Annotated in this window: 26 protein-coding genes; 18 read left to right on the top strand and 8 right to left on the bottom strand. The window is 43.5% G+C overall.

Annotated elements, in window-relative coordinates; translation table 11 throughout:
* Nucleotides 1–28 precede the first annotated feature (28 nt).
* The 6 genes from hflX to THMIRH_RS08065 all read left to right on the top strand — a co-directional run bounded on the left by hflX (nucleotide 29) and on the right by THMIRH_RS08065 (nucleotide 6,371).
* Entirely contained in the window at nucleotides 29–1,327 is a 1,299-nt protein-coding gene (hflX, locus tag THMIRH_RS08090) for a ribosome rescue GTPase HflX (protein ID WP_173291609.1), read from the top strand.
* Between the two features lie 87 nt (nucleotides 1,328–1,414).
* Entirely contained in the window at nucleotides 1,415–2,659 is a 1,245-nt protein-coding gene (hflK, locus tag THMIRH_RS08085; protein WP_173291608.1) for an FtsH protease activity modulator HflK, read from the top strand.
* Nucleotides 2,659–3,513: a protease modulator HflC gene (gene hflC / locus THMIRH_RS08080; RefSeq protein WP_173291607.1), complete on the top strand. Its 855-nt coding sequence runs from the start codon at nucleotides 2,659–2,661 to the stop codon at nucleotides 3,511–3,513. Before hflK ends, hflC begins: the two co-directional genes overlap by 1 nt.
* A 62-nt stretch (nucleotides 3,514–3,575) precedes the next feature.
* Nucleotides 3,576–3,761 (top strand): DUF2065 domain-containing protein, encoded by a 186-nt coding sequence (locus tag THMIRH_RS08075; RefSeq protein ID WP_173291606.1) that lies wholly within the window; start codon nucleotides 3,576–3,578, stop codon nucleotides 3,759–3,761.
* A gap of 90 nt (nucleotides 3,762–3,851) precedes the next feature.
* Nucleotides 3,852–5,030 (top strand): ATP phosphoribosyltransferase regulatory subunit, encoded by a 1,179-nt coding sequence (locus THMIRH_RS08070; protein ID WP_173291605.1) that lies wholly within the window; start codon nucleotides 3,852–3,854, stop codon nucleotides 5,028–5,030.
* An 18-nt stretch (nucleotides 5,031–5,048) separates the two neighbouring features.
* Nucleotides 5,049–6,371, top strand: coding sequence for an adenylosuccinate synthase (locus THMIRH_RS08065; protein ID WP_173291604.1), 1,323 nt, complete (start codon nucleotides 5,049–5,051; stop codon nucleotides 6,369–6,371).
* A gap of 130 nt (nucleotides 6,372–6,501) precedes the next feature.
* Here THMIRH_RS08065 and THMIRH_RS08060 read toward each other — a convergent pair whose 3' ends face one another.
* Together THMIRH_RS08060 and asd are read right to left on the bottom strand one after the other, a co-directional pair.
* Nucleotides 6,502–6,840, bottom strand: coding sequence for a P-II family nitrogen regulator (locus THMIRH_RS08060; RefSeq protein ID WP_173291603.1), 339 nt, complete (start codon nucleotides 6,838–6,840; stop codon nucleotides 6,502–6,504).
* On the bottom strand, nucleotides 6,837–7,769 hold the full coding sequence (gene asd, locus THMIRH_RS08055) for an archaetidylserine decarboxylase (RefSeq protein WP_173291602.1): 933 nt from the start codon (nucleotides 7,767–7,769) through the stop codon (nucleotides 6,837–6,839). The genes THMIRH_RS08060 and asd overlap by 4 nt, the downstream gene beginning before the upstream one ends.
* An 86-nt stretch (nucleotides 7,770–7,855) precedes the next feature.
* On the opposite strand from asd, the gene THMIRH_RS08050 reads away from it, so the two are divergent.
* The 5 genes from THMIRH_RS08050 to THMIRH_RS08030 all read left to right on the top strand — a co-directional run bounded on the left by THMIRH_RS08050 (nucleotide 7,856) and on the right by THMIRH_RS08030 (nucleotide 11,710).
* Nucleotides 7,856–9,067: an argininosuccinate synthase gene (locus THMIRH_RS08050; RefSeq protein WP_173291601.1), complete on the top strand. Its 1,212-nt coding sequence runs from the start codon at nucleotides 7,856–7,858 to the stop codon at nucleotides 9,065–9,067.
* Between the two features lie 71 nt (nucleotides 9,068–9,138).
* Nucleotides 9,139–9,675, top strand: a complete 537-nt coding sequence (locus THMIRH_RS08045) for a phosphatidylglycerophosphatase A family protein (protein WP_173291600.1) — start codon at nucleotides 9,139–9,141, stop codon at nucleotides 9,673–9,675.
* A gap of 42 nt (nucleotides 9,676–9,717) precedes the next feature.
* A complete protein-coding gene (locus THMIRH_RS08040; protein WP_173291599.1) occupies nucleotides 9,718–10,014 on the top strand; it encodes a rhodanese-like domain-containing protein in 297 nt (98 codons plus the stop codon).
* 81 nt (nucleotides 10,015–10,095) lie between these two features.
* Nucleotides 10,096–11,358 carry a dicarboxylate/amino acid:cation symporter gene (locus THMIRH_RS08035; RefSeq protein ID WP_173291598.1) on the top strand — a complete coding sequence of 421 codons (1,263 nt, stop codon included), beginning with the start codon at nucleotides 10,096–10,098 and terminating at the stop codon, nucleotides 11,356–11,358.
* A 7-nt stretch (nucleotides 11,359–11,365) separates the two neighbouring features.
* Nucleotides 11,366–11,710, top strand: a complete 345-nt coding sequence (locus THMIRH_RS08030) for a hypothetical protein (RefSeq protein WP_173291597.1) — start codon at nucleotides 11,366–11,368, stop codon at nucleotides 11,708–11,710.
* Between the two features lie 4 nt (nucleotides 11,711–11,714).
* Here the strand turns inward: THMIRH_RS08030 and THMIRH_RS08025 are convergent, their stop codons facing one another.
* Nucleotides 11,715–12,476: a UDP-2,3-diacylglucosamine diphosphatase gene (locus THMIRH_RS08025; protein ID WP_173291596.1), complete on the bottom strand. Its 762-nt coding sequence runs from the start codon at nucleotides 12,474–12,476 to the stop codon at nucleotides 11,715–11,717.
* Nucleotides 12,477–12,545: 69 nt separating this feature from the next.
* Between THMIRH_RS08025 and THMIRH_RS08020 the strand changes: the two genes are divergently transcribed.
* Entirely contained in the window at nucleotides 12,546–14,210 is a 1,665-nt protein-coding gene (locus tag THMIRH_RS08020) for a glutamine--tRNA ligase/YqeY domain fusion protein (RefSeq protein ID WP_173291595.1), read from the top strand.
* 147 nt (nucleotides 14,211–14,357) lie between these two features.
* Here THMIRH_RS08020 and THMIRH_RS08015 read toward each other — a convergent pair whose 3' ends face one another.
* The 3 genes from THMIRH_RS08015 to THMIRH_RS08005 form a co-directional block, all read right to left on the bottom strand.
* Nucleotides 14,358–14,714 carry a nuclear transport factor 2 family protein gene (locus THMIRH_RS08015; protein ID WP_173291594.1) on the bottom strand — a complete coding sequence of 119 codons (357 nt, stop codon included), beginning with the start codon at nucleotides 14,712–14,714 and terminating at the stop codon, nucleotides 14,358–14,360.
* A gap of 113 nt (nucleotides 14,715–14,827) precedes the next feature.
* Complete coding sequence (locus THMIRH_RS08010) at nucleotides 14,828–15,331, bottom strand: peptidylprolyl isomerase (protein ID WP_173291593.1); 504 nt, start codon at nucleotides 15,329–15,331, stop codon at nucleotides 14,828–14,830.
* Between the two features lie 32 nt (nucleotides 15,332–15,363).
* On the bottom strand, nucleotides 15,364–15,963 hold the full coding sequence (locus THMIRH_RS08005) for a peptidylprolyl isomerase (RefSeq protein ID WP_173291592.1): 600 nt from the start codon (nucleotides 15,961–15,963) through the stop codon (nucleotides 15,364–15,366).
* Between the two features lie 71 nt (nucleotides 15,964–16,034).
* Here THMIRH_RS08005 and cysS point away from each other — a divergent pair, with 71 nt between their 5' ends.
* Complete coding sequence (gene cysS, locus THMIRH_RS08000; protein WP_173291591.1) at nucleotides 16,035–17,405, top strand: cysteine--tRNA ligase; 1,371 nt, start codon at nucleotides 16,035–16,037, stop codon at nucleotides 17,403–17,405.
* Nucleotides 17,406–17,555: 150 nt separating this feature from the next.
* Here cysS and THMIRH_RS07995 read toward each other — a convergent pair whose 3' ends face one another.
* The gene (locus tag THMIRH_RS07995) at nucleotides 17,556–20,216 is read right to left on the bottom strand and encodes an Rne/Rng family ribonuclease (RefSeq protein ID WP_173291590.1); all 2,661 of its coding nucleotides are present in this window, start codon (nucleotides 20,214–20,216) and stop codon (nucleotides 17,556–17,558) included.
* A gap of 608 nt (nucleotides 20,217–20,824) precedes the next feature.
* On the opposite strand from THMIRH_RS07995, the gene rluC reads away from it, so the two are divergent.
* Together rluC and THMIRH_RS07985 are read left to right on the top strand one after the other, a co-directional pair.
* Nucleotides 20,825–21,754 carry a 23S rRNA pseudouridine(955/2504/2580) synthase RluC gene (gene rluC / locus THMIRH_RS07990; RefSeq protein ID WP_173291589.1) on the top strand — a complete coding sequence of 310 codons (930 nt, stop codon included), beginning with the start codon at nucleotides 20,825–20,827 and terminating at the stop codon, nucleotides 21,752–21,754.
* 8 nt (nucleotides 21,755–21,762) lie between these two features.
* Nucleotides 21,763–22,440, top strand: a complete 678-nt coding sequence (locus THMIRH_RS07985; protein ID WP_173291588.1) for an HAD family hydrolase — start codon at nucleotides 21,763–21,765, stop codon at nucleotides 22,438–22,440.
* Nucleotides 22,441–22,473: 33 nt separating this feature from the next.
* Here THMIRH_RS07985 and THMIRH_RS07980 read toward each other — a convergent pair whose 3' ends face one another.
* A complete protein-coding gene (locus tag THMIRH_RS07980) occupies nucleotides 22,474–23,094 on the bottom strand; it encodes a Maf family protein (RefSeq protein ID WP_173291587.1) in 621 nt (206 codons plus the stop codon).
* A 104-nt stretch (nucleotides 23,095–23,198) separates the two neighbouring features.
* Between THMIRH_RS07980 and THMIRH_RS07975 the strand changes: the two genes are divergently transcribed.
* The 3 genes from THMIRH_RS07975 (at nucleotide 23,199) to plsX (ending at nucleotide 25,100) form a co-directional block, all read left to right on the top strand.
* Nucleotides 23,199–23,726, top strand: coding sequence for a YceD family protein (locus THMIRH_RS07975; RefSeq protein WP_173291586.1), 528 nt, complete (start codon nucleotides 23,199–23,201; stop codon nucleotides 23,724–23,726).
* 17 nt (nucleotides 23,727–23,743) lie between these two features.
* Nucleotides 23,744–23,914 carry a 50S ribosomal protein L32 gene (rpmF, locus tag THMIRH_RS07970; protein ID WP_173291585.1) on the top strand — a complete coding sequence of 57 codons (171 nt, stop codon included), beginning with the start codon at nucleotides 23,744–23,746 and terminating at the stop codon, nucleotides 23,912–23,914.
* A 148-nt stretch (nucleotides 23,915–24,062) separates the two neighbouring features.
* A complete protein-coding gene (plsX, locus tag THMIRH_RS07965; RefSeq protein WP_173291584.1) occupies nucleotides 24,063–25,100 on the top strand; it encodes a phosphate acyltransferase PlsX in 1,038 nt (345 codons plus the stop codon).
* The last annotated feature ends 3 nt before the right edge of the window (nucleotides 25,101–25,103 follow it).

The following is a 25,103-nucleotide window of genomic DNA, read 5'->3' as shown; positions in this document are numbered from 1 at the left end:
TTTTCTATGGGCGGAGGTTTAATCCGACATGGAACTATTCGGCAAAATCAAACAACGAGAACTCGAAAAAGCCATTTTGGTTCACGTTGACTTTTATCACGAAACCGACCGCGAAGAACTCGATGAGTTTTATGAATTGGTCGATTCAGCAGGCGCTGAAGTTTGTGAACTCCTAACGACTAAACGCTCTGCACCAGACTCCAAAACCTTTATCGGCAAAGGTAAAGCCGAAGAGGTGCTAGAGGCAGTTCGGGCGCATGAAGCAGACATCGTCATCGTTAACCATGCCCTCACCCCAGCGCAAGAGCGCAATCTTTCTAGAATGTTAGAATGCGATGTCATTGACCGAGTGGGGTTAATCCTAGATATCTTCGCACAACGCGCGCGCTCTCATGAAGGTAAACTTCAGGTTGAGTTGGCGCAGCTTAAGCGCATGTCAACAAGATTGGTTAAAGGGTGGACTCACCTTGACCGTCAAGGCGGTATAGGTGCAAGAGGTCCTGGAGAAACTCAGCTTGAAAGTGATAGACGACTGATTCAAGGTAAAATCAAACAATTAGAATCAAAAATTGAACGAGTTCGTCAACAGCGAGTTTTGGCGCGTCGCTCTCGTAAAAAATCAGAGATGCCAACTGTGGCTATTATCGGTTATACCAATGCGGGTAAATCCACCTTATTTAATCAAATGACTCAAGCGGGGGTTTATGCCGAAGATCGACTCTTTGCAACCCTTGATGCCACTTTACGCAAGGTACGATTACCCGGCGCAGGTTCGGTTATCTTTGCAGATACGGTTGGTTTTATTCGGCATATTCCGCATGATTTGGTCGCGGCTTTTCGCTCGACCCTTGAAGAAACCAGTGAAGCGAATCTACTGATTCATTTAGTGGATGCCAGCGATCCACACCGCGAAGAAAAAATGCGAGATGTGGCGGTTGTTATTAAAGAAGTTGGGGCGGAAGAAGTCCCGCAGCTAATCGTCTACAATAAAATTGATGCTTTGGAGCCTGAAGTATTACCCAAAGTAGACTTTAACGAGCAGGGCTTGCCGGAGCGCGTTTGGATTTCGGCGCAAAAGAATCAAGGTATAGACCTAATGATGGATGCCGTTGCGGCTTATTTTAGAGGTGAGTTTGTGAATGTAGATTTAGTTCTTTCATCTGCGGCAGGCAAAAGACGCTCGGAACTTTATGAATTAGGTACGATTCTAGAAGAAGGATTTGATGAGGCTGGCAACAGTACTTTTAAAATGTGCCTGACTCAACTGGAAGCTGATTTAATAAAGAAGTGGCCAGAACTTTTGGTTTTTCAAAAGCAAAGCGCTTAGTGCTTGAGAGTTCCTCAAGTCTTTAGGCGTGACTTTTACCCCTCAAGCAATTAGAATAACCATTAAATTTTTTTATTGGAGTAAACCATGGCCTGGAATGAACCTGGTAAACCTGGACAAGACCCTTGGGGTAATTCGAATCCTAATGGATCGAAGCAACCTGAAGAGCCTAAAAAGCCAAATAAACCGCGTAACTCGAAAAATGATCCTGACTTGGACGAGATGCTCAAAAAAGCCCAGCAATTGTTTGGTGGTGCAAAAAACTCTATGAACGATAATGGATTTATCGGTGGCATGGGTGCTTCAGTCGTATTTTTAGTCGTTTTAGTCTTGTGGCTACTCAGCGGTATTTATATCGTCGACTCACCAGAGAGAGGCGTGGTAACACGTTTCGGAGCCTACGTTGAAGAAACGACGGCAGGTCCGCATTGGCATCTGCCTTACCCAATTGAAAGCGTCACCAAAGTGAATGTGGACAGAATTCGTACTGCAGAGATCGGTTATCGCTCAGATGCTCGTAATAAAACGGGTAGTGTTGCATCAGAATCTTTAATGTTGTCGCAAGACGAAAACATTGTGGATATTCGTATTGCGGTTCAATACAAAATTCAAAATGCCAGTCAATATCTATTTGATGTTTCAGACCCAGACGTTTCTTTACGCGCAGTCACAGAAAGTGCGTTGCGTGAAGTCGTAGGTCAAAACAAAATGGATTTTGTATTGACTGAAGGCCGTAACGAGGTGGTCACTAAGGTTCGGGAGCTAGCTCAGGCCAACTTGGACACTTACCGCACAGGTTTAATCATTACTTCGGTTAACTTGCAAGACGCTCAGCCACCAGAACAAGTGCAATCGGCGTTTGCAGATGTGGTTAAAGCGCGTGAAGATAAAGAGCGTTTAATCAACGAAGCACAAGCTTATTCAAACGATATTCTACCTAAAGCACGTGGTCAAGCCGCGCGTCAAATGGAAGAAGCCAGCGCTTATCACGACCAAGTCATCGCGGTAGCAACCGGTAAAGCCAGTCGTTTTGAAAGTATTGTTGCTGAGTATCAAAAAGCGCCAGTCGTCACACGCCAGCGTCTATACATGGATGCCATTGGTGATGTCTTAGGCAAAACCTCTAAAGTATTTGTCGGCACAGATTCTGGGACTAACTTATTGTATCTTCCGCTTGATAAAATGATGAGCAGTACGCCAGCAACAGTGCCTTTTAAACCCGCTGAGTTAGATGTGCAAGCTGCTGCAAAAGCTGCGTCTGAAAACACGCCTGGTAGTAATGGCCAGAGAACTAACATTCGTGATTACTTAAGAACGCGGGAGATTCGTTGATGAAATCCTTATTATCCATATTTGTAGCGGCAGCCTTGTTTATCGGTAGCAGTGCTTTGTTTACGGTACAGCAGGGTGAAACTGCCATCGTATTTCGCTTAGGGGAAATCGTTCAAACAGATGTTGAGCCAGGGTTGCACTTTAAAACGCCTTTTATTAACAGTGTTAAAACTTTTGATTCGCGTTTACAAACCCTTGATGCAGAACCAGAGCGTTATCTAACCAAAGAAAAGAAAAACTTAATAATCGATTCTTTTGTGAAGTGGCGCATTGTGGACGCCAAAAAGTTCTATACCTCAACTAACGGCGACATTCGTATTGCCAATATGCGTTTAGCGCAAATCATCAAAGACAGTTTGCGTGCTGAGTTTGGTAATAGAACTGTTCAAGAAGCCATCTCTCGTGATCGTTCTACCATTGTCAAAGACATTACGGTGAGCACTCAAAAAGATGTGGCGTCATTCGGTATTGAATTGGCAGATGTGCGTGTTAAGCGTGTAGACTTACCACAAGATGTTTCTGAATCTGTTTACCGTCGTATGGAAGCAGAGCGTACGCGTGTTGCTAAAGAGTTGCGTTCAGAAGGGGCAGAAGCTGCTGAAAGAATTCGTGCAGACGCGGATCGTCAAAAAGTAGTTACCTTATCGGATGCTTTCAGAAAAGCTGAAACTATTCGTGGTCAAGGGGATGCCTCAGCCGCTGAAATTTATGCCAAAGCATATAACAAAGATAAAGAGTTTTATGCCTTTTATCAAAGTTTGAATGCTTATCAAGAAGCCTTTAAAGACAAGTCTGATGTGGTCTTAGTTGATCCAAAGTCTGATTTCTTTAAGTACTTCAATGCACAGAAGTAAAACCTAATCAAAAACTAAAAAAGGTGGGAAATTCCCACCTTTTTTATGGAAGTGGCTAAAATTTGGATACAATACTCATTTCGGCAATTGCTTTAGTCTTTATTTTTGAGGGACTATTGCCTTTTGTCTTTCCTAACTTTTGGCGTAAGACGATGTCGCAAGCCATACTGTTAAGTGAAAAACAGTTGCGAACCATGGGCTTTATAAGCGTCTGTATTGGTTTGGGTGTTTTATTTTTATTGACATAATTTACGCATTCAGTTCAGTCGATTGAGCTGGTTGTTTTATTAAATTTATTGGCGCACTGTCATTAAATTTCCTGAAAAAAGTGATGATGAATGAATCAGAAATCTTGGTTTACCCCTGAAGGTATTGAAGACCTTTTACCCCAACAAGCAAAACCGCTGGAGTTTTATCGCCGTCAATTACTGGATAGTTTCGATGCGTCCGGTTATGACCTTGTTTTGCCACCGGTTGCTGAATTTACCGATTCCTTATTAACCGGAACGGGCAGCCAGATGGCAACCGAAACCTGTCGTTTTACCGATCAAGAGAGCGGCAAAATGATGGGTGTTCGTGCAGACATGACGCCGCAGGTTGCTAGAATTGTGTCGAATCGTTTTAAGGACAGAAAAGGGATTATTCGCCTGTGCTATGTGGGTGAAGTTCTTAAAACGCTCAACAATAAAGCCAAAGGTTCTCGCAGTCCTATCCAAATTGGGGCAGAATTGTTCGGCGATTCTGGTGTAGAGAGTGATATTGAAGTAATCCATTTAATGCTCGATTCTATGCAAAGTTTAGGATTAAAAAACCTAAACTTGAGTTTGGGTCATGTGGGCATCGTTGAAACTTTGATGAATAATGCTAAGTTGTCGACATCTCAAAGAGAAGCCTTGGTTGATATTTTGCAGCGTAAGGCAATTCCTGAGTTTACCGATTTTATTGCTTCTTTAGGCATAGATGGCGTTAGTACCAAGCAGTTTTTGGGTTTGATGACTTTGGTGGGCGATGCCCCTGATGTACTTGAAAAAGCGCAGTTTGTCCTTAACCAAAAAGATTTTGGGTTTGAACCGCACTTAAACCGTTTAAATCAAATTGTTACCTCGGTTTCTATGCATTACCCTCAGGTAAAAGTGCACCTAGATTTATCAGATTTACGCGGATATCGTTACCATACGGGTATTATTTTTGCCTGTTACAGTGTTGGACAAAAACTTTATCCCATCGCCAAAGGCGGGCGTTATGACGGTATCGGTGAAACCTTTGGGTTATCGCATCCTGCGACCGGTTTTAGTATGGATTTACGCAGTGCACTGGATATGCTCGATAAAGAGCCTGTGCCAGTTAAGACTAAGGTGTTTATTCCAACCAGTAATGATTTGTCGTTGGTGGATGCGGTGAAAAAATTAAAGGCAGAAGGCTATCGTGTGATTCGACAGCTCCCCAATTCAGACCTGCCAGAAGGCAGTTTAAAATTAGAAAAACAGAACTCAGCTTGGGTTTTGGTTAACGCTTAGATTAAGAAGAGAGTAAATATGTCAAAGCGAAATATCGTCGTTGTAGGCACTCAATGGGGTGATGAAGGTAAAGGCAAAATTGTTGACCTTTTAACAGATAGAGTGGCTGCTGTCGTGCGTTTTCAAGGTGGGCACAATGCGGGTCATACCTTAGTGATTAATGGTAAGAAAACCGTTTTACATTTAATTCCTTCTGGTATTTTGCGTGAAGAAGTCGAATGTTTTATTGGTAATGGTGTGGTTCTTGCGCCGGATGCGTTGGCTAAAGAAGTTACCCAGTTAGAAGCCACTGGCTTGTCGGTGAGAAACCGTTTAAAAGTCAGTGACGCTTGCCCTTTAATTTTGGACTACCATGTTGCCTTAGATCAGGCGCGCGAAAGAGCTCGTGGCAATAAAGCCATCGGCACAACGGGTCGTGGTATAGGTCCGGCTTATGAAGATAAGGTGGCTCGTCGTGGTTTGCGTGCTGGCGATTTGAAAAACTTAGAGCATTTTAAGCAAAAACTTCAAGAGACTTTGGCGTATCACAACTATATGCTAACCAACTATTATGGTTGCGAAGCAGTGTCTTTTGATGCGCAGTGGGAAAAGTGTCAAGCCTATGCTGACTTAATTATTCCTATGATTGCGGATATTCCAAATTTAATTGATACCTACAATCGTCAAGGCAAGAGTTTAATGTTTGAAGGCGCACAGGGTACGCTTTTAGACATAGATCATGGAACTTATCCTTATGTGACCTCCTCTAACACGACGGCAGGTGGTGCGGCGGCAGGTTCTGGTTTGGGTGCTACTCAAGTGGATTATGTTTTGGGGATTACTAAAGCTTATGCCACGCGTGTGGGTGCTGGGCCTTTCCCGACCGAGTTACCTTATAATGCTGCGGAAGATACCGGTGATGCCATAGGTAAAATTCTAGGAACTCGCGGTTTTGAGTTTGGGGCAACCACCGGTCGTCAGCGTCGTTGTGGTTGGTTTGATGCGGTGGCTTTGCGCCGTTCAGCGCAAATTAATGGTCTAAGCGGCATTTGTTTAACTAAGCTAGATGTTATGGATACTTTAGAAGAGGTGTCTATTTGTGTGGCTTATATTGATGCGAGTGGTAATGAAACCTTGTTGCCCCCGAGCAGTGCAGATGAGTATGAGTTGATTAAGCCTAAGTATGTGACCATGCCAGGTTGGCAAACTTCTACGGTAGGTACTGACTCTTGGGAGGGTTTACCCATCCAAGCTAAAAATTACATTGAGTTTTTAGCCAAAGAAGTGGGTGTGCCGATTGCGATTTTATCCACTGGGCCAGATCGTGCCGAAACTCTAGTGTTGCAAGATCCATTTGCATAATATCTAGTAAAATTGAGCAATAAAAAAGCCCGAAATTTCGGGCTTTTTTATTGGCTTTTTAATATTCAATACTCTAAAAATAACCAGGCCTAGTTGTTTTTAGAGTGCTTTTAAGCGAATTGACGCAATCTTACAATGCATCATCATCCATTTCACCAGTACGAATACGAATGGCTTTTTCAATGGTGGTTACGAAAATTTTGCCATCACCAATCTTGCCTGTTTGAGCGGCTTTTAAGATGGCTTCAATCGCCATTTCTTCTTTGTCTGCAGCAATCGCAATTTCGATTTTAACTTTTGGCAAAAACTCAACCACATACTCTGCACCGCGGTACATTTCTGTGTGACCTTTTTGACGACCAAATCCTTTGACTTCAGTCACAGTCATACCAAAGACATCAATTTCATGAAGTGCTTCACGAACATCGTCTAATTTAAAGGGCTTGATAATAGCGGTAATCATTTTCATAGGTTGGTTTCCTCGTAACTGTCGTTGGATTCGTTAGTTTGTGTTTCAGTGTTGTGTGATTGTGCATCATATTGAGCATAATTGGCAAGCGGTTGCCCCATTTTTATCGGGGTATTATTCGGAATTTGCCCCAATTCTGGCATGATGCCGGCCGGTGTTGTTAAAACCACGGTAGATCCCATGTTAAAACGCCCAATCTCTTGACCCTTTGTAAATGTCATGTCACGCTCAGAGTAATCCCAATGTTGCAAGGTCGGTTGATATTCTGGGGTGATTTTTCCTTCCCAAACCGTTTCCATGCTACCGACAAAAATCGCACCGACCATCACCAAGCAAAAAGGCCCGTGTTCGTTTTCAAAACGAATCACTAAGCGTTCATTGCGGGCAAACAGTCCTTCCACTTGGCGCACAGTGGCCGGGTTAACCGCAAACAGGTCACCGGGGACATAAGTCATGGAAATAAGTTTTGCGGCGTAAGGTAGGTGAATACGGTGATAGTCCTTGGGCGATAGATAAATCACTGCCGAGTCACCATTGTGAAAGTGCTTGGCGTATTCAATATCGCCGCCCACTAAGGCTTCAATCGTATAGTTGTGGCGTTTTGCTTGAATCATCATATTGTGATGAATGGGCGATGACTGGCTGATAACGCCATCGACTGGGCTGACCCAAAGCCCATCGGTGTCATCAATCGGACGGGCGCTGGGTTTTAAGGCTCGGGTAAAGAAAGCATTAAAATGTGGGTAATAGTCCAGTTCTTCATGCAAGGCTTCTGAGATGTTAATACCGTAAAGTTTGGTGAGCATTTTAATCGTGGTATTTTTAACCCAAGTTTGCTCTATTTGCATGAAACTATGCATGGCTTCAGACAATAGATGTTTTGGAATAAAGTACTGCGGTGTAACCTTCAAAAAATCCATAAAACCCATGGGTCATCCTATTGGAAAGTAAAAATTACTCTGATTTTAATGTATAATTTTGCGGATTAACAGTTATTAATGAGAGGAATCTTTCTGTGTCAGACATAAAAAAGGTTGTATTGGCGTATTCAGGTGGTTTGGATACTTCTATCATCGCAAAATGGTTACAAGATGAGTACCAATGTGAAGTGGTTACTTTTACTGCCGACATCGGTCAGGGCGAAGAAGTAGAGCCAGCGCGCGCCAAAGCCAAAGCCATGGGTATTAAAGAAATTTACATCGAAGATTTGCGTGAAGAATTTGCGCGCGACTTCGTTTACCCCATGATGCGTGCTAATGCCATGTATGAAGGCGAATACCGTTTGGGGACTTCAATTGCGCGTCCGCTCATTTCTAAGCGTTTGGTTGAAATTGCCAAAGCGGTGGGTGCTGATGCGATTGCGCATGGTGCAACGGGTAAAGGCAACGACCAAGTGCGTTTTGAGCTGAATGCTTATGCGTTAATGCCCAATGTTAAAGTCATTGCCCCTTGGCGTGAATGGGATTTATTATCTCGCGAAAAATTAATGGCCTATGCAGAAGAGCACAATATTCCGATTGAAAAGAAAAAAGGCAAAAAGTCGCCTTATTCGATGGATGCCAACCTACTGCACATTTCTTATGAAGGTGGCGTGATTGAAGATCCTGCTAACGAACCCGAAGAAGATATGTGGTTATGGAGTGTTTCCCCAGAAAACGCGCCTAATGAACCCACTTACCTTGATATTGGTTTTGAAAAAGGGGACATCGTATCGATCAATGGTGAAGCTATGTCGCCGGCAACCGTCATGGAATACTTAAACAAAGTGGGCGGTGCGAATGGTATCGGTCGTGATGATATTGTTGAAAACCGCTTTGTGGGTATGAAAGCACGCGGCTGTTATGAAACCCCAGCGGGAACCATTATGCTAAAAACGCACCGCGCGATGGAGTCTTTAACGCTTGACCGTAATGCGGCGCATTTAAAAGATGAGTTAATGCCTAAATACGCTGAGATGATTTATAACGGTTTTTGGTTTGCACCAGAGCGTGAAATGCTTCAAGCGTTGATTGACCAGTCACAAACCTATGTAACCGGTAATGTGCGCGTTAAATTGTACAAAGGTAATGTGGTCATAGTAGGTCGTACTTCTGAATACAGCTTGTTTGACGAAGCCATTGCCACCTTTGAAGAAGATGGTGGTGCTTACAACCATAAAGATGCTGAAGGATTCATCAAGTTGAATGCTTTGCGTTTAAGAACCGCCGCTAAAAAACGCTTAAAATAAAGCGTTTTAAAGTTCTAGAAAGCACGCACTCAGCGTGCTTTTTTGTTTAGGGATGTGCATAAGGAGGTAATATGTCTCATAAAATGCAGGTGCGGTTTCCCAGTTTTAAAGAGCTATTGCAACAGCCCGTTTTAATGTTGGGGTTTGGTTTAGGGTCTGGGTTGATAAAACCTGGTCCGGGCACTTGGGGCACGCTCTTAGGATTGTTGCTCATGATTCCGTTAATTTTGTGGAACGAGTGGGCGGCTTGGGGTCTGGTGGTTTTAAGTGTGCTGTTTGGCAATTTTATCTGTGGTCGTTCAGCCGATATGATGCAAGTGCATGACCATGGCGGTATCGTTTGGGATGAGTTTGCGGGCATTTGGTTGGTGATGGTTTTTCTACCCGAACAATCTCTGTGGTATTGGGTGGCAGCATTTATTGCCTTTAGAGTATTTGATATTTTTAAACCTTGGCCAATCAATTGGGCAGACCAAAAAGTCAGTGGCGGAGCAGGCATAATGCTGGATGATATTATTGCAGCTTGTTATGCCATAATCATAATTTGGGCTGTGCAATATGGATTTTTTATGGTGGATGGTGTATATTTGCCGGAAAATATTCAGTAAAACACCAAGTTACGGTTAAAAGAGTTAAGTGGAGTAGGTTAGATGTTTATATCTTGTGAAGATACGAAGAGATTGATTAAAGAAAAGCGTGCACAATTGATTGATGTGCGTACCCCAGAAGAGTTTTCAATGAGCAAGTTACCCGGTGCCGTGAATATTCCACTTCAAGACATCGACCGTGTTGGTGATAGTATGTTAAATAAAGATGTGCCTGTGATTGTTTTCTGCCGTTCTGGACAGCGCTCACACATGGCAATGCAAATTTTAATGTCTTTAGGATTTGACGAAGTTTATAACATGGGGCCTTACCAAGTTTGGTTTCAATGTCCCGACGCCTGATAGATTAGCCCTATGCAAAGAAGCACCGCCCTCGGTGCTTTTTTTTTAGTTTATTTTGACGAAACATCAAAAGGAAACCCCATGAAATTAGCACTACATTGGCAAATTCTCATAGCACTGGCTTTAGCTGTTGTAATGGGATCACTCAGTGGAACCGAGGGCAGTATTGGCTCTGTCACCTGGTTAGCCATTTATACTTTTATTGGCACTTTGTTTTTAAACGCGCTCAAAATGATCGTCGTGCCTTTAGTCATGGCAGCCATTATTACCGGTATCGGCACTCTAGGGTCGCAAGGTGGTTTTGGACGCATGGGGTTAAAAACGCTGAGCTATTATGTTGCCACCAGCTTTATTGCCATAATGATTGGCTTGGTATTGGTGAACTGGATTGAACCGGGTGTGAGCGATCAGGGTGCGCCGGTATTAGAACAAAACAGTCAGGTTGCAGCAGCGGTGGCCGGTAAATCGACTGGTGATGTGGTTGAAGTGTTTTTGCGCATGATTCCGACCAATATTGTGGATGCCGCTGCCGAAGGTCAAATGCTTGGGATTATTTTCTTCAGTTTGCTGTTTGGTTATTTTATGACCAAAATCAACACTCCTTACAAAGAAAGCCTAGCCAATTTATGGCAGGGTATTTTTGATGTGATGATGTTGATGACCGAATGGGTGATGAAATTTGCGCCTTTAGGGGTATTTGGTTTGGTGGCTGCTTCGGTGGCTAAAACCGGGTTTGATCAGTTTGGCAATTTAGCGCTGTTTTTCTTAACAGTCACCCTAGCCTTGGGTGTGCATTTTTTAATCGTGATGCCCTTATTACTCAAATATGTCGGCAAGGTGCAAAACCCGTGGTTGCATTACCAAGCCATGGCGCCCGCCTTGTTGACGGCATTTTCAACCAGTTCTTCGTCGTCAACTTTGCCGATTACCATTCGCAGTTTAGAAGAACGCGCCGGGGTTTCTAACCGAGTATCCAGTTTTGTATTGCCCTTGGGCGCGACGGTGAATATGGATGGTACGGCGCTCTATGAATGTGTCGCGGCCATTTTTATTGCGCAGTTATTTGGCGTGCAGTTGGATTTTGCAACGCAATTGCTCATAGTGTTCATTGCCTTAACGACTTCTATTGGCGTTGCAGGGATTCCATCGGCCAGTTTGGTTGCGATTAGCATTATTTTGGTCGCCGTGGGCTTGCCTGCCGAAGCCATAGGACTGTTGTTGGTGGTTGATCGATTTTTGGATATGATGCGAACCACGGTGAATGTTTTTAGCGATTCGGTGGGTGCGATTATTATTGCAAAATCCGAAGGTGAAACATCGGTATTGGTTTCAAAACATTTTTAGGAAAGCTATGAAATTTATTTTTGAAAGTTTGGTGGAAGCACCCGTTCAACAAGGTCCCGAAATGTCAGAGATTTTGGCAAAAGTTTTCACGCAGCATTTAGCCACTTTAGAAGACTCCTTGATTCAGGATTTGCGTCATATCAGTGATGCCGCTAAATACAATGGTGGCTTGCAGATTGATGCGGTGACCCATCTCAAAGACAATCTATACCGATGCGATTATTCTTACGATTGGGATATTGCTTGGACTTGCTCTGGCACTCAGGAGTCGGGGCGCGTGTCTGAAAAAGTGCGTTTTACCTTGGATGAAGAAGGTGTTGTCACCTTTAAGTTTTTAACGCTCGACGCTTAAAATATTAACCAAAAGGTGACCAGCTATGCAAACTGGCTTCACCATTTTGGATTTTGAGATATTGCATTTCAGGACGCCAGTCGCCTAAAACCCAGCGGTGAAAAGTTTGGCTGTTGAGTTCATAAGTATGATGTGCTGCTCGATGGGTGTGACCATGAATTAAGTGGGTAACGCCAGGATGCGCATCAAACAAAGCTTCAACGGCCTGTTGATTGACATCCATAATGTTCTCGGCCTTGTTCAAATTATATTTTTGCGATTTAGCGCGCATCCCTTCACCTATTGAAATGCGTTTTTTTTGCGGCAACCGCAGAAATAACCAAGTGATAATCGGGTGGCGCAAAATTTTGCGCATTTTTTGAAACTCAATATCATCAGTACATAACCCATCGCCATGACAAATCAGGGCAGAAAAGTCGCCAATTTTAACCAGGCCTGGTTCTTTGATATGGCTAATTCCGGTAATTTGCCAAAAGCGTTGGCGCATTAAAAAATCGCGATTACCAAACATCATATAAATCGGCAAACCCTTAGCCGTTAATTCTTTAAACAGACTTAAGGTTTTGCCATAAACCTTGCAACCCACATCATCGCCCACCCACATTTCAAAACAATCCCCCAAAATATACAAGGCTGCTGCCTGTTGGGCATGGGTCGTCAAAAATTGATGAAAGGCTTGATTGATGGGGTGTGCATCATCTGGCTGTAAATGGATGTCAGCAATCAAAAAGGTAGGGCGGTTTGTGGGGTTTGGGTTGGGTTTCATAAACAAGATTGTACCAATTGATGATATAATTCATGCCAATTTTTTAATGACTTTTGAGAGCCCTTCGGTATGTCTAACCCAGTGTCAGAAACCAAACCCACTAATTTTATTCGCAATATCATCGATGCCGATTTGGCAGAACACAAGCATACAGCCATCCAAACCCGCTTTCCGCCTGAGCCGAATGGCTATTTGCACATAGGTCATGCTAAGTCGATTTGTTTAAACTTTGGTCTTGCCTTAGATTACCAAGGGCAATGTAATTTGCGTTTTGATGATACCAATCCTGCCAAAGAGGATATGGAATTTGTCAATTCCATTATGGAAGATGTCAAATGGTTAGGCTTTCAATGGCAAGGCGAACCACGCTATTCATCTGGCTACTTTCAACAGTTCCACGATTATGCGGTTGAACTCATTCAAAAAGGCTTAGCCTATGTGTGTTTTTTAAACGCCGAAGAAACACGCGCCTATCGCGGTTCTTTGACCGAAGCCGGTAAAGACAGTCCTTATCGTGATACCTCAGTTGAAGAAAACTTGGCCTTGTTTGCCAAAATGAAAGCCGGTGGCTTTAAAGAGGGCGAATGTGTGTTGCGCGCCAAAATCGACATGAGCTCAAGCTTTATGTGTATGCGCGACCCAGCCCTATACCGTATTCGTTTTGAACACCATCACCAAACAGGCGATGCATGGTGTATCTATCCCATGTACGATTTTGCGCATTGTATTTCTGATGCCATTGAAGGGATTACCCATTCTTTGTGCACCTTAGAATTCCAAGACAATCGCCGTTTATACGACTGGGTATTAGACAATCTAAACGACTTTAATAAACCTGACCGACCACACCAATACGAATTTTCGCGTTTAAACTTGGCTTATACCGTGATGTCAAAACGCAAATTGCATCAGTTAGTTGCCGATAAATTGGTGACTGGTTGGAACGACCCGCGTATGCCTACTATTTCGGGGATGCGTCGTCGTGGCTATACGCCAGCGGCGCTGCGTGATTTTGCCGAGCGTATAGGGATTTCAAAAGTCGATAGTATGACCGAAATGAGCATTTTAGAAGCCGCCATTCGTGATGATTTGAATGTGGTCGCACCGCGTACCATGGGCGTGATTGATCCGATTAAACTGATTATCGAAAACCACCCAGGAACCCTAGAAACGCTTGAAGCACCTGTACATCCGCAAAACGAAGCCATGGGCAAACGCCCAATTCATTTTGGGCGCGAGTTGTATATTGATGCTGCGGATTTTGAACCGGTTGCGCCCAATGGCAAGTTTCAGCGTTTGGCCATTGATAAAGAGGTGCGTCTGCGTAACGCCTATATCATCAAAGCCGAACGCTTCGAAACTGATGCCAATGGCAAGGTAACCACCGTGTTCTGCACCTATGACCCAGACACCCACGGTAAAAATCCGGCGGATGGTCGCAAAGTAAAAGGTGTAATTCACTTTGTGGAAGCCAGTACGGCTGTGGCTGCTGAATTTAGACTGTATGATCGTTTATTCACCGTTGAAAATCCAGGTAAAGCAGAAGACTTTGAAAGCGTGTTAAACCCTGATTCACTCATTATCAAACAGGGCTTTGTAGAACCAACCCTCGCAAATGCACAACCAGAACTGGCCTATCAATTTGAAAGAGAAGGCTATTTCTGTCGCGATAATGTCGAAAGCGGCTTGGTTTTTAACAAAACGGTTGGTTTAAGAGATACTTGGAGTCAATAAGCTCTTAGCTGTAACCTACACCAGCTTATATTTGCAAGAGAGGACTAAAGCCTTCGCCCCGTTACATTCTTTGCCATAGGGGCGTAAGCTTTAGCCTACTTGATGTTTATGTTAATCAAGATTTTGATATTTTAGATCCAGATAAGTCTATGCTTTGGAGGTTAATAAGCGAGCAAAGGTTTGTTGTTGGATTTTGCCGTCTTGAATGACAAAAGTATCTGTTGCCATTTCAAATGTTTGGGTTGGGGTGGTTGCGCGCCAAACAATATAGCCTAAATTATCGACCACTTGCATGACCTGTAATTCAAAGTCTGATTCTGCAACCAATTGATTTTGCATAAAGTCTTTAAAAAAAACGCTAATTTCAGTATGCCCTTGATAGCACTTTTCGTGAACCAAGAGTAGGGCGTTTTCTGCATAGTCACTGAGTAAATCAGGTAAATCTTGACGGTCAAACGCCTCAAAATGGTGTTTTAAAATGCTTTCAGTTAGGTTTTTTTGCATTGATTTCTCCATGTTCTGAAATGAAAAAAGCCCCTAAATCTGACCAGGCCTGGTCATTTTTAGGGGCTTTTTTGTTGAAAATGCTTGTTTAGCCAGGCAAACTGGATTGCGTTTTAGGCTTCAATCACTTTGGTACTGATGATTAAAATATCATCTACTGGCACATCTTGATGGCCACGGCGCGAAGTGGTTTTGACTTTTGCCATTTCATCAATCACTTCTAAACCCTCAACAATTTTACCGAATACGGCATAGCCCCAACCTTGAGTGGTTTTGGAGCGGTGGTCTAGGAAATCATTATCAACCAAGTTCATAAAAAATTGCGTGGTGGCAGAATGCGGATCCATGGTGCGCGCATAAGACAATGAACCACGCACATTTTTTAGACCATTGTCGCCTTCATTTTCAATGGGGTCGCCAGACTCTTTGTCTTCTAGACCAGGTAGCATACCGCCGCCTTGCACCATAAATCCTTGGATGATACGGTGAAAAATGGTGCCGTTGTAGAAGCCTTCCATGGCGTAATGTACGAAGTTTTCTGCACCAATCGGCGCGTTTTCGTGGTCAACTTCGATGGTGATGTCACCCATGGAGGTGGTAAATACAACTTGTGTCATGTTTTTTCCTTTTGCTGATTTTTAGATTACTTTTATTTAATTTGGCGTGCTTTAATGATTTCAACCGTGTCAACTGGCACATCGCCCATGCCATTTTTAAAGCCAGTTTTGACATTTCGAATTGAGTTAACCACTTTCATGCCTTGGGTGACGCGACCAAAAACTGCATAGCCCCAGGCGCGTGGCGTTTTTTCTCTAAAGTCTAAAAACGAGTTTTGAGCGACATTAATAAAAAATTGCGCCGTGGCTGATTGTGGGTCATTGGTGCGAGCCATGGCAAGTGTGCCAATTTCGTTACGCAAACCGTTATCGGCTTCGTTAGTGATGGGCGCGTGCGTCATTTTCTTTTGCATGTCTTTGTTAAAGCCGCCGCCTTGCACCATAAAGTTGGGAATCACGCGGTGAAAGATGGTGCCGTCATAAAACCCTTCGTTCACATAGCGTAAAAAGTTTTTAACCGATTCTGGCGCTTTGTCTGGATACAACTCAATCATAATATTGCCCATTGAGGTTTCCATTAGCACCATCGGATTATTTCCGGTTGCCGGTTCGTCGGACTGTGCGATGGCTTGGCTAGTCAGTCCAAGACAAAGTAAGGTGGTTTGAAACATGATCAATAGGTTTTTTAACATCTTGTGCTCCGATTTTTAGGTCTGGTTTTGATACAATAGGCGCTATTTTAACATTCATCGCAGGTAGCGCAATGGCCTTACAAATTTATAACACTGAATCTCGTCAAAAAGAAATCTTCAAACCCATCCATGAAAATCAAGTGGGTTTGTATGTGTGCGGGGTAACGGTGTATGACTATTGCCATGTGGGTCATGCCCGTGTCATGGTGGTATTTGATACCGTGGTGCGTCATTTGCGAGCCTTGGGTTATAACGTTAAATATGTGCGTAACATCACCGATATTGATGACAAAATCATCAATCGCGCCATTGAAAATCAAGAAACCATTCAAAGTTTAACCGGTCGTTTTATCGAAGCCATGCACGCTGATGAAACGGCATTGAATGTATTGCGCCCCGATGAAGAACCTAAAGCGACCGAATATATTGGCGAAATTTCCAGCATGATTCAAGCCTTGGTGGATAAAGGGCACGCTTATGCGGCTGACAATGGCGATGTGTATTTTAAAGTGGATTCATTTGCGTCTTACGGTCGCTTGTCGGGTAAACAGCAAGAAGATTTAACCGCTGGGGCAAGGGTTGAGGTTAATGCCGCCAAACAAAATGCCAATGATTTTGTATTGTGGAAAGCCTCAAAAGAAAACGAACCGGCTTGGGAATCACCTTGGGGACAGGGGCGTCCAGGTTGGCATATTGAGTGTTCGGCTATGTCGACTAAATGTTTAGGGAATCATTTTGATATTCACGGTGGCGGTATGGATTTGCAATTTCCGCACCATGAAAACGAAATCGCGCAATCTGAGTGTGCCACGGGTGAACATTATGTGAACACTTGGATGCACTGTGGTTTTGTTCGCATAGATGATGAAAAAATGTCCAAGTCACTCAATAACTTTTTCACCATTCGCGAAGTGCTAAAAGCCTACCATCCCGAAGTGATTCGTTATTTCTTATTGTCAAGCCACTATCGCAGTGCGGTGAATTACTCGCAAGACAATTTACAAATCGCCAAGGCAAGTGTCGAGCGTTTATATTCAGCCTTAGATGGTGTGGTTTTGGTTGAGCAAGCAACGCAAAACACAGAATTTGAAGCCACCTTTATGGCTGCTATGAATGATGACTTTAATACGCCACAAGCCTTTGCGGTGTTGTTCGAGTTGGCTAAAGAGGTTAATAAGCAAAAGGATGGCGCTTTAGGTGCTTTGCTAAAACAATTAGCCAATCAGGTGGGGTTATTACAGCAGGAGCCACAAGCTTTCTTTAAATCTCAACCTTCAGATTCGGATTTGAGTGATGCGGATATTGAAGCGCTGATTGTCGAAAGAGCGGAGGCTAGAAAAGCCAAAAACTTTAAACGCTCAGATGAGATTCGCGATGAGTTGTTGGCGCAAGGCATTGAATTATTAGATTCGGCTGCGGGTACAAGCTGGCGTCGTTCTTAGTTGAATCAATTGTAAAAGCCGTTTCTAAAAAGGCTTTTGCAAACGCCAGATACAAAAAAACCAGGCCAGGCCTGGTTATTTTTTGTGCAAAATTTAAGGTTTTATTCGAAAAACCGCTAACTTTAGGAAAGCGGTTTGCGCACGAATCGCTTAAACTTTTGGCTTTTCTTCTGTATCAGACGTTTCTGCAACGGTTTGCGTCGCTTCTGATATTGGTGCCTCTGGCGTGGTGACTTCAGTTGCAACAACAGCCTCGGTTTCAGCAGGTGCAGAAACTTCTGAGGTTGATTCAACAAGCATTTTAGCAACGGGCTCTGCAACAGCAACTTCAACAACCTGCGGTTCTGTTGCTTGAACAGGCGCTTCAACAACCGTTTCAGTCACAGTTTCAGCTTCTTTAGGCGCTTCGACTGTTTCAGTGGTTTCGGCTGTTTCAACCTGAGTCACCGTTTCTGGCTTTTCAGCAATCACATCGGTAGGCGGTGTCATCGACTCTGCATTTGTAGATTCAACACTTTCAGTGGGAACTGTTTCAGTTGTTTCTTCCATAGTTGAGTGAATTGACAAGTCTGCAGCGCCAGCAGGTGCGCGACGACGACCATTGTAACTGCGGGTGTTATAACGGCTGCGGCGTCTTGGACGGCGTTTGTCACCCTCTTCACCATCGGTGTCTTCTTGATTGTCATCTGTTGAATCTTCAACTTCAACTTTCTCTTCATTTGCCTTGTTGTAACGCGTATTGCGTTCATTAGCAGGGCGTTTTTCAGACGAGTCATCTGTCACTAAAGGTGAGTTGTTGTTTTCCAAGTCTTGTTCCAGAGCTTCTAAGGCTTCAGGTGTTTGAGGCTTACGATTACGACGACTACGACGAGGATTGCTATTGCCTTCTGCAGCATCGTTGCGAGGCGCGTCATTGCGTTCAGGGCGCTCGTTACGATTGCGGTTACGGTCGGTGCGTTCAACCTTCTCTTCAGTATCCGTGTTGGCGTCACCTTCTTGAGAATTGCGGTTGTTATTGCGACGACGATTGCGATCATTACGGTCGTTACGATTACGATTGTTGTTATTGCGAGAGTTGCGACGCACTTCTTTTTGCTGTTCTTCAACCTGGGCTTCTTTTTCTTCAGCGGCGCTGAATAAAGCATTCCAGAGGCGAGTTAGCAAACCAGGTTTTTTAGGCGTTGCAACTTGCGCAACAGCCACTGGGGCTGGGGCGCTCATTTGCTCTATGCCTTTCAATGCAGGCTCTTCTTGTTTTTGTTGAGATTTAGGTTCAGAGAACGCATATTCTTCTTTGGCAATGACTTCTTTCATGGCATAGCTTGCGCCTTCAGGAATATCGTCATTGATGCGTGTGCGTTCAATCAAATATTGTGGCGTTGAAAGATGCTCATTCGGTACGATTAAAATGTGCATTTTGTGTCTATCTTCAATGTGCGTAATTTGGCTACGCTTTTCATTGAGTAAGAAAGTCGCCACATCAACTGGTAACTGTACAGTCACGCGGCGGGTGTTCTCTTTCATAGACTCTTCTTCTAATAAACGAAGAATAGACAATCCTAAAGATTCCACGCCGCGAATCACGCCAACGCCTTTACAGCGAGGGCACACCACTTGAGTCGATTCTTCAATCGAAGGACGCAGTCTTTGACGCGACATTTCTAGCAATCCAAAACGAGAGATTTTGCCGATTTGCACGCGAGCGCGGTCCGACTTTACGGCATCACGCATTTTGTTTTCAACATCTCGTTGGTGTTTGTTGGAGTGCATATCGATAAAGTCGATGACCACTAAACCACCTAAGTCACGCAGGCGTAATTGACGGGCAATTTCGCAAGCCGCTTCCATGTTGGTGTGGAAAGCGGTTTCTTCAATGTCGCCACCTTTGGTCGAACGGCTGGAGTTGATGTCGATCGCCGTTAGGGCTTCGGTGATATCAATCACGATCACGCCGCCAGAAGGCAAGGTGACTTCGCGCTGATAGGCGGTTTCAATTTGTGATTCAATTTGGAAGCGCGTAAATAAAGGCACCTTGTCTTGGTAAGGTTTCACTTTATAAACTTGGTGCGGCATAACATGTTGAATGAATTCACGCGCTTTATGGAACACTTCCATATTGTCGATAATGATTTCACCAATGTCTTGGCGCAGGTAATCGCGAATCGCCAAAATGACGATGTCTGATTCTTGGTGAATCAACATCGGTGCGGCTTTATCGGCTGCGGTTGATTTAATGGCTTCCCAAAGTTGCACAAGGTAGTTAACGCCCCATTGCAATTCTTCAGTCGATTTACCCACACCTGCGGTACGGATAATCATGCCCATGCCTTCTGGCACATCTAGGTCTGACAGAACATCACGCGTTTCACTGCGGTCTTCGCCTTCAATACGACGAGAAATACCGCCCGCTTTGGGGTTGTTTGGCATCATAACCACATAAGGACCGGCCAAAGTGATTTGCGTGGTTAAGGCTGCGCCTTTGTTTCCGCGTTCTTCTTTTTGTACCTGAACAATGATTTCTTGGCCTTCTTTAAGCACTTCATTGATGGTCAGTTTGTGGTCGATGCGACCATTAGGATAGTATTCGTCGGCAAGTTCTTTGAAGGGTAAAAAACCGTGTCGATCTGAGCCATAGTCTACAAAAGCGGCTTCTAAGTGTTGCTCGATGCGCGTGACTTTACCTTTGTAAATGTTGGCTTTTTTCTTTTGGTGGTGGGGGGTTTCGACATCTAGGTCGTAGAGCTGCTGGCCGTCAACCAGCGCGATGCGGGTTTCTTCGGCTTGAGTAGCGTTAATCAGCATTCTTTTCATGCGATTCTCTTTTTAAGTTTGGGGAAGAGTTCGACACTGAGAATAGAGATTTTAAAGGACGGATAGGCAGAGGTGGGGCGTCTTAATGCAGCCTCGTTATGGCGTTTCCATAGCGATGCAACCTGTAAGGTCATCTGTGTCAGGTTGCTTAAATTCGTTTCAAATATGCATTGTTTTTTTCGAGCTTAGACTTTGGTGCCGTCTAAGCTCTTAGCCAAGGTTATGGTCGGATGATGGGCTTTCAATAGTTTCGCATCGGGTTCGGGCATAACCGGGTTTACAACTCGTTTTTCCGTATCACTCATCAATCGTCTTATGTTCCTTACCTTTTGGGCGGCTGCGATTGTGAATGTTTTAAAAAATTCTATTCTTTTGCGACGGTTCTTCGAAGGTTGTCTAATGAGGGCTTGTGATCGCCTTCAATTATTATTTTTATTCTGCGAAGTGGTTTTATGTTCTTTTCCAATAACATAAATAACCGACTATTTCATCTACAAAAAATAGTTGCGTAAATATAGCACCCCTTGCCGGTGCATGCAATGACATTTGACGGGTTTAACGGTAAACTAGCCCAAAATTTTAAAACACAAACAAGGTGCGGTGTCTGAATGTCGGTTCAATATGTAGAAGCGTCTAGCGAAGATGAAGGTCAAAGGCTGGATAATTTTTTAATGCGCCATCTAAGAAAAGCGCCTAAATCCTTAATTTATAGAATTATTCGTAAGGGCGAAGTGCGTATTAATAAAGGGCGAGTTAAGCCAGATACGCGAATTAAAGCCGGCGATATTGTGCGCATTCCGCCGGTGACAGTGCCTGAGAAGCTTGAGGTAACGCCTTCAGATTCATTGCTAGAGGTTTTAGAAGCCAGTATTTTGTTCGAAGATAACGATATTATTGCGTTTAATAAACCTTCTGGATTAGCGGTGCATGGTGGCAGTGGTATTCAAATGGGATTGATTGAAGCAGCGCGTGCCTTACGCCCTTTGGCAAAACGCATGGAGTTGGTGCATCGTTTAGATAGAGATACCTCGGGTTGTATCTTGTTGGCCAAAAAAGCACAGGTTTTGAAATTGCTTCATGAGCAAATTCGTGAAGATGAAATGTCGAAAGAATATTTGTGTTTGGTGAAGGGGCATTGGCCAGAAGGTAAGTGTAAGGTTGATGTGCCTTTGTTAAAAAATACCCTGCAATCCGGTGAACGCATGGTGCAGGTATCCAAAGATGGCAAACCTTCAATCAGTTACTTTACCGTGCAAGAAACCTTTGCAGACTGTGATTTAGTGGCGGTCAAACTCAAAACAGGCCGTACGCATCAGATTCGGGTCCATGCCTTATCACAAGGCTGTCCTTTGGTGGGCGATGATAAATATGGTGATAAAGATTTTAATAAAGCATTTAAATCAACCGGCTTAAAGCGTTTGGCATTGCATGCGCAGTTTTTAGGGTTTAAGCATCCGGTGACCGAACAATGGATTCGTTTAGAAGCCCCCTTGTTTGAAGATTTTAAACAGGCTTTACAGGTTTTAAGAAAGGGTTAGTTAAACATATGACAACTAAGCAATACCAGTGCGTAATTTTTGATTGGGATGGGACTTTGATGAATTCTGAGGCCAGAATTGTGACCTCCATTCAAGCTGCAGCAGCCAAATGTGGTTTCCCGGTTTTATCGGCTTTTGAATCTAAGCAGATTATTGGGCTCAGTCTAGAAAATGCGATTAGAGCTTTGTATACGCAAGCTGATGAAGCGCAAGTGCAGTGTATGGCAAATGCTTACTCGCAACATTTTTTGCAGGACTCTAATGAGCAGATGGAAACCTTTTCAGGTGCGCTAGAGTTGTTGGCTGCGTTGAGAGAGCAAGGTGTCAAGGTGGCCATTGCCACGGGTAAAAGTCGTCGCGGTTTAGATCAGGTTTTGCGCGAATATAGTATGGGGCATCTGTTTGACATGACACGAACCCCTCATGAATCTGCTTCTAAGCCTAATCCGCTGATGCTCAGTCAAATCCTAGAAGCCTTTAAGTTGCAACCTCACCAAGCCGTGATGGTCGGTGATACGGAATTTGATATGGAAATGGCGCATCGTATTGGCATGGATAGAGTGGGTTTAACGCATGGCGTGCATGAAGCGGATCGCTTGCAAAAGTTTGCACCACTCAAATTGTTTGATGATTTAGCAGGGTTGCAGGCGTGGTTGTTAGAGAATTGCCAGGCTTATCAAGCCTAAAAGCAACCAGGCCTGGTTAGTTTTAGGCACTTTTTAAGCGTTTTTAACCAAGTATGGCAATTCAATACCTAGAGTATTTAAGCAATCGGTTAAGGCGATTAAAGGGAGGCCGATCAGTGCATTCGGGTCGGTAGACTCAATTTTGCTAAAGAGGGTAATGCCCAAGCCTTCAGATTTAAAACTGCCAGCACATTGAAAGGGTTCTTCAAGCGTTAGGTAGCTGTGAATTTGCTCTTTGCTAAGGTTTCTAAAGTGAACGCGCGTGATGTCATGATGACATTGAATATTAATAGGCGTTTTCCGAGTGTCTAAAACGACCAGTCCGGTGTGAAATTCTATGATCTGCCCGCTGGCGTTTTTAAGTTGCTCAAATGCCGTTTCATAGTTACCAGGTTTGTTAAGTACCTCGTTATTCAAAAAGGCACTTTGATCAGACGCAATAATAATGCAGTTTTTATGGCTGTCGGCAACGGCTTTAGCCTTTGCTATAGACAGACGGTCAATCATGTCTGTTAGGCTTTCATGACTTAAGCGTGTTTCATCAATATCTGGGCTAACATATTGAAAAGGAATGTGAAGTTTTTCCAAGAGTTGGCGTCTAAAGACCGAGCTAGAGGCTAGGATGATTTGCGGAAAGTCTGTAATTTTTGACATGATAAATAGGCTGTTGTTTTTATTGTGTTTAAAGGGTTTTGATTCTGTGGATTAATTGTTAATTTTTTTTGACTTTACTATAAGGAAAATGTAAAATCCGCGCCATGTTAAATAAGCTACCAAATTTAATTGATCCGATTCACGCTGTGCAACATCATAAGCGATTTGATGCCAGAGTCAATCAGGGTTTATTTCCGCGTTTGGTCGAAGCCACTGTGTCGCATGACAATGATGTTGAAATATCAATTTCATTTTATTACGACCGAGGGCTAAAGTTTCCAGCTTTCGAAATGCAACTCAATACCACTTTAGTATTAGAGTGTCAGCGCTCATTAAAAGCGTTTGATTATCCATTTCAAGCTAAAGTAAAAGGCGTGTTTGTAGAATCGTTAGCCCTAGCCGACGATGTGCCTGAAGAAGTGGAAGTTTACGAATTACCTTCTGAAACTATCTCATTAATGGAAATAGTTGAAGATGAGTTGTTGCTAAATATACCGCTCGCACCGATAGATGAGTCGTCAGAGATGTTGTTAATCTCGGTGGGAACTTTGCCAGAAACGGCGGAAGCAGAAATAGAATTAGAATCGAAACCGAATCCTTTTGCAGTTTTGCAGGGCTTAGGAAAAAAGTAACAACTTAGGAGAAAATCATGGCTGTTCAAAAGAGTCGTAAAACCCCATCAAGACGCGGAATGCGTCGTTCGCATGATTCATTAAACGCTGCTGCAATCACTGTTGATCAAACAACGGGTGAAGTGCACCGTCGTCATCATGTAACTGCTGACGGTTTTTACAAAGGTAAAAAAGTTATTGAGAAATAAATTTAGCAATTGCTCTAATTTATTTTGATTGAGGCGACTGCCTTAAATCTGACCCAAACCTGGGTTGGGTTTAAGAAGTCGCCTTTTTTATTGGTTTTTTTCGCAAAACTTAACGCCTTCGTTGAGCTGAGTGACTAGGGATGACATTTTGACAATTCATATTGCCATAGACGCAATGGGCGGCGACCACGGAGTTTCCGTAACTGTGCCAGCAGCATTGCATGCTTTAAAAGATTTTTCAGATATTCATATTAATCTTGTTGGAAATCAGGCATTGATTGAAGCCGAGTTGGCTTCTAAATCATTTGATAAAAATCGCTTGAGCATTACCCATGCAGAGCAAGTGGTTGATATGGATGAGCTGCCTTCTAAAGCGTTACGCAACAAGCGTCAATCTTCGATGCGCTTGGCTGTTAACTTGGTGAAAGATGATGTGGCTCAGGCGTGTGTCAGTGCGGGAAATACCGGCGCTTTGATGGCCATTTCAAAGTTTGTTTTAAAAACCATTCCGGGTATTGATCGCCCAGCGATATGCACCAGTATGCCTACCATGAAAGGTCATGTTCATGTCTTGGATTTAGGCGCGAATGTGGGTTCAGAGGGCGAAAGCTTAGCGCAGTTTGCCGTGATGGGGTCTGTTTTGGCAAAAGCCATTGATGGAAATCCTAAGCCGCGTATTGGTTTGCTCAATATTGGCGAAGAAGAAATTAAGGGGCATCAACGCATTAAAGATGCCAATAGTCTTTTGAAGCTGATCGATATTAACTATATTGGTTATGTGGAAGGCGATGACATTTACAAAGGCAATGTGGATGTGGTGTCTTGTGATGGTTTTGATGGCAATATTGCGTTGAAAGCCAGCGAAGGTGTCGCCAAGATGATTGGTTTTTACTTAAAAGCAGCCTTTAATCGTAACCTTTTCACTAAATTTATAGGTTTGTTGTCTTATCCCGTTTTGAAAGCTTTTAAAGAAAAAGTCGACCCAAGACGCTATAATGGTGCTTCATTTTTAGGCTTGCGTAAAATTGTGATTAAAAGTCATGGTGGCGCAGATGCATTTTCTTTCTTTCACGCCATCGCTGAGGCGCGTCTAGAAGTGCAAAAAAATGTACCCGCATTAATAGCGCAAGAAGTTGCTACTTTATTAACGCCCCAAGTCATCGAAGCTACTCATAACGAAATATAATAA

This window comes from Thiosulfativibrio zosterae (assembly GCF_011398155.1).
Classification (GTDB): Bacteria; Pseudomonadota; Gammaproteobacteria; order Thiomicrospirales; family Thiomicrospiraceae; genus Thiosulfativibrio; species Thiosulfativibrio zosterae.
The sequence above is the reverse complement of the archived record's forward strand: the minus strand, read 5'-3'. Positions and strand labels throughout refer to the sequence as shown.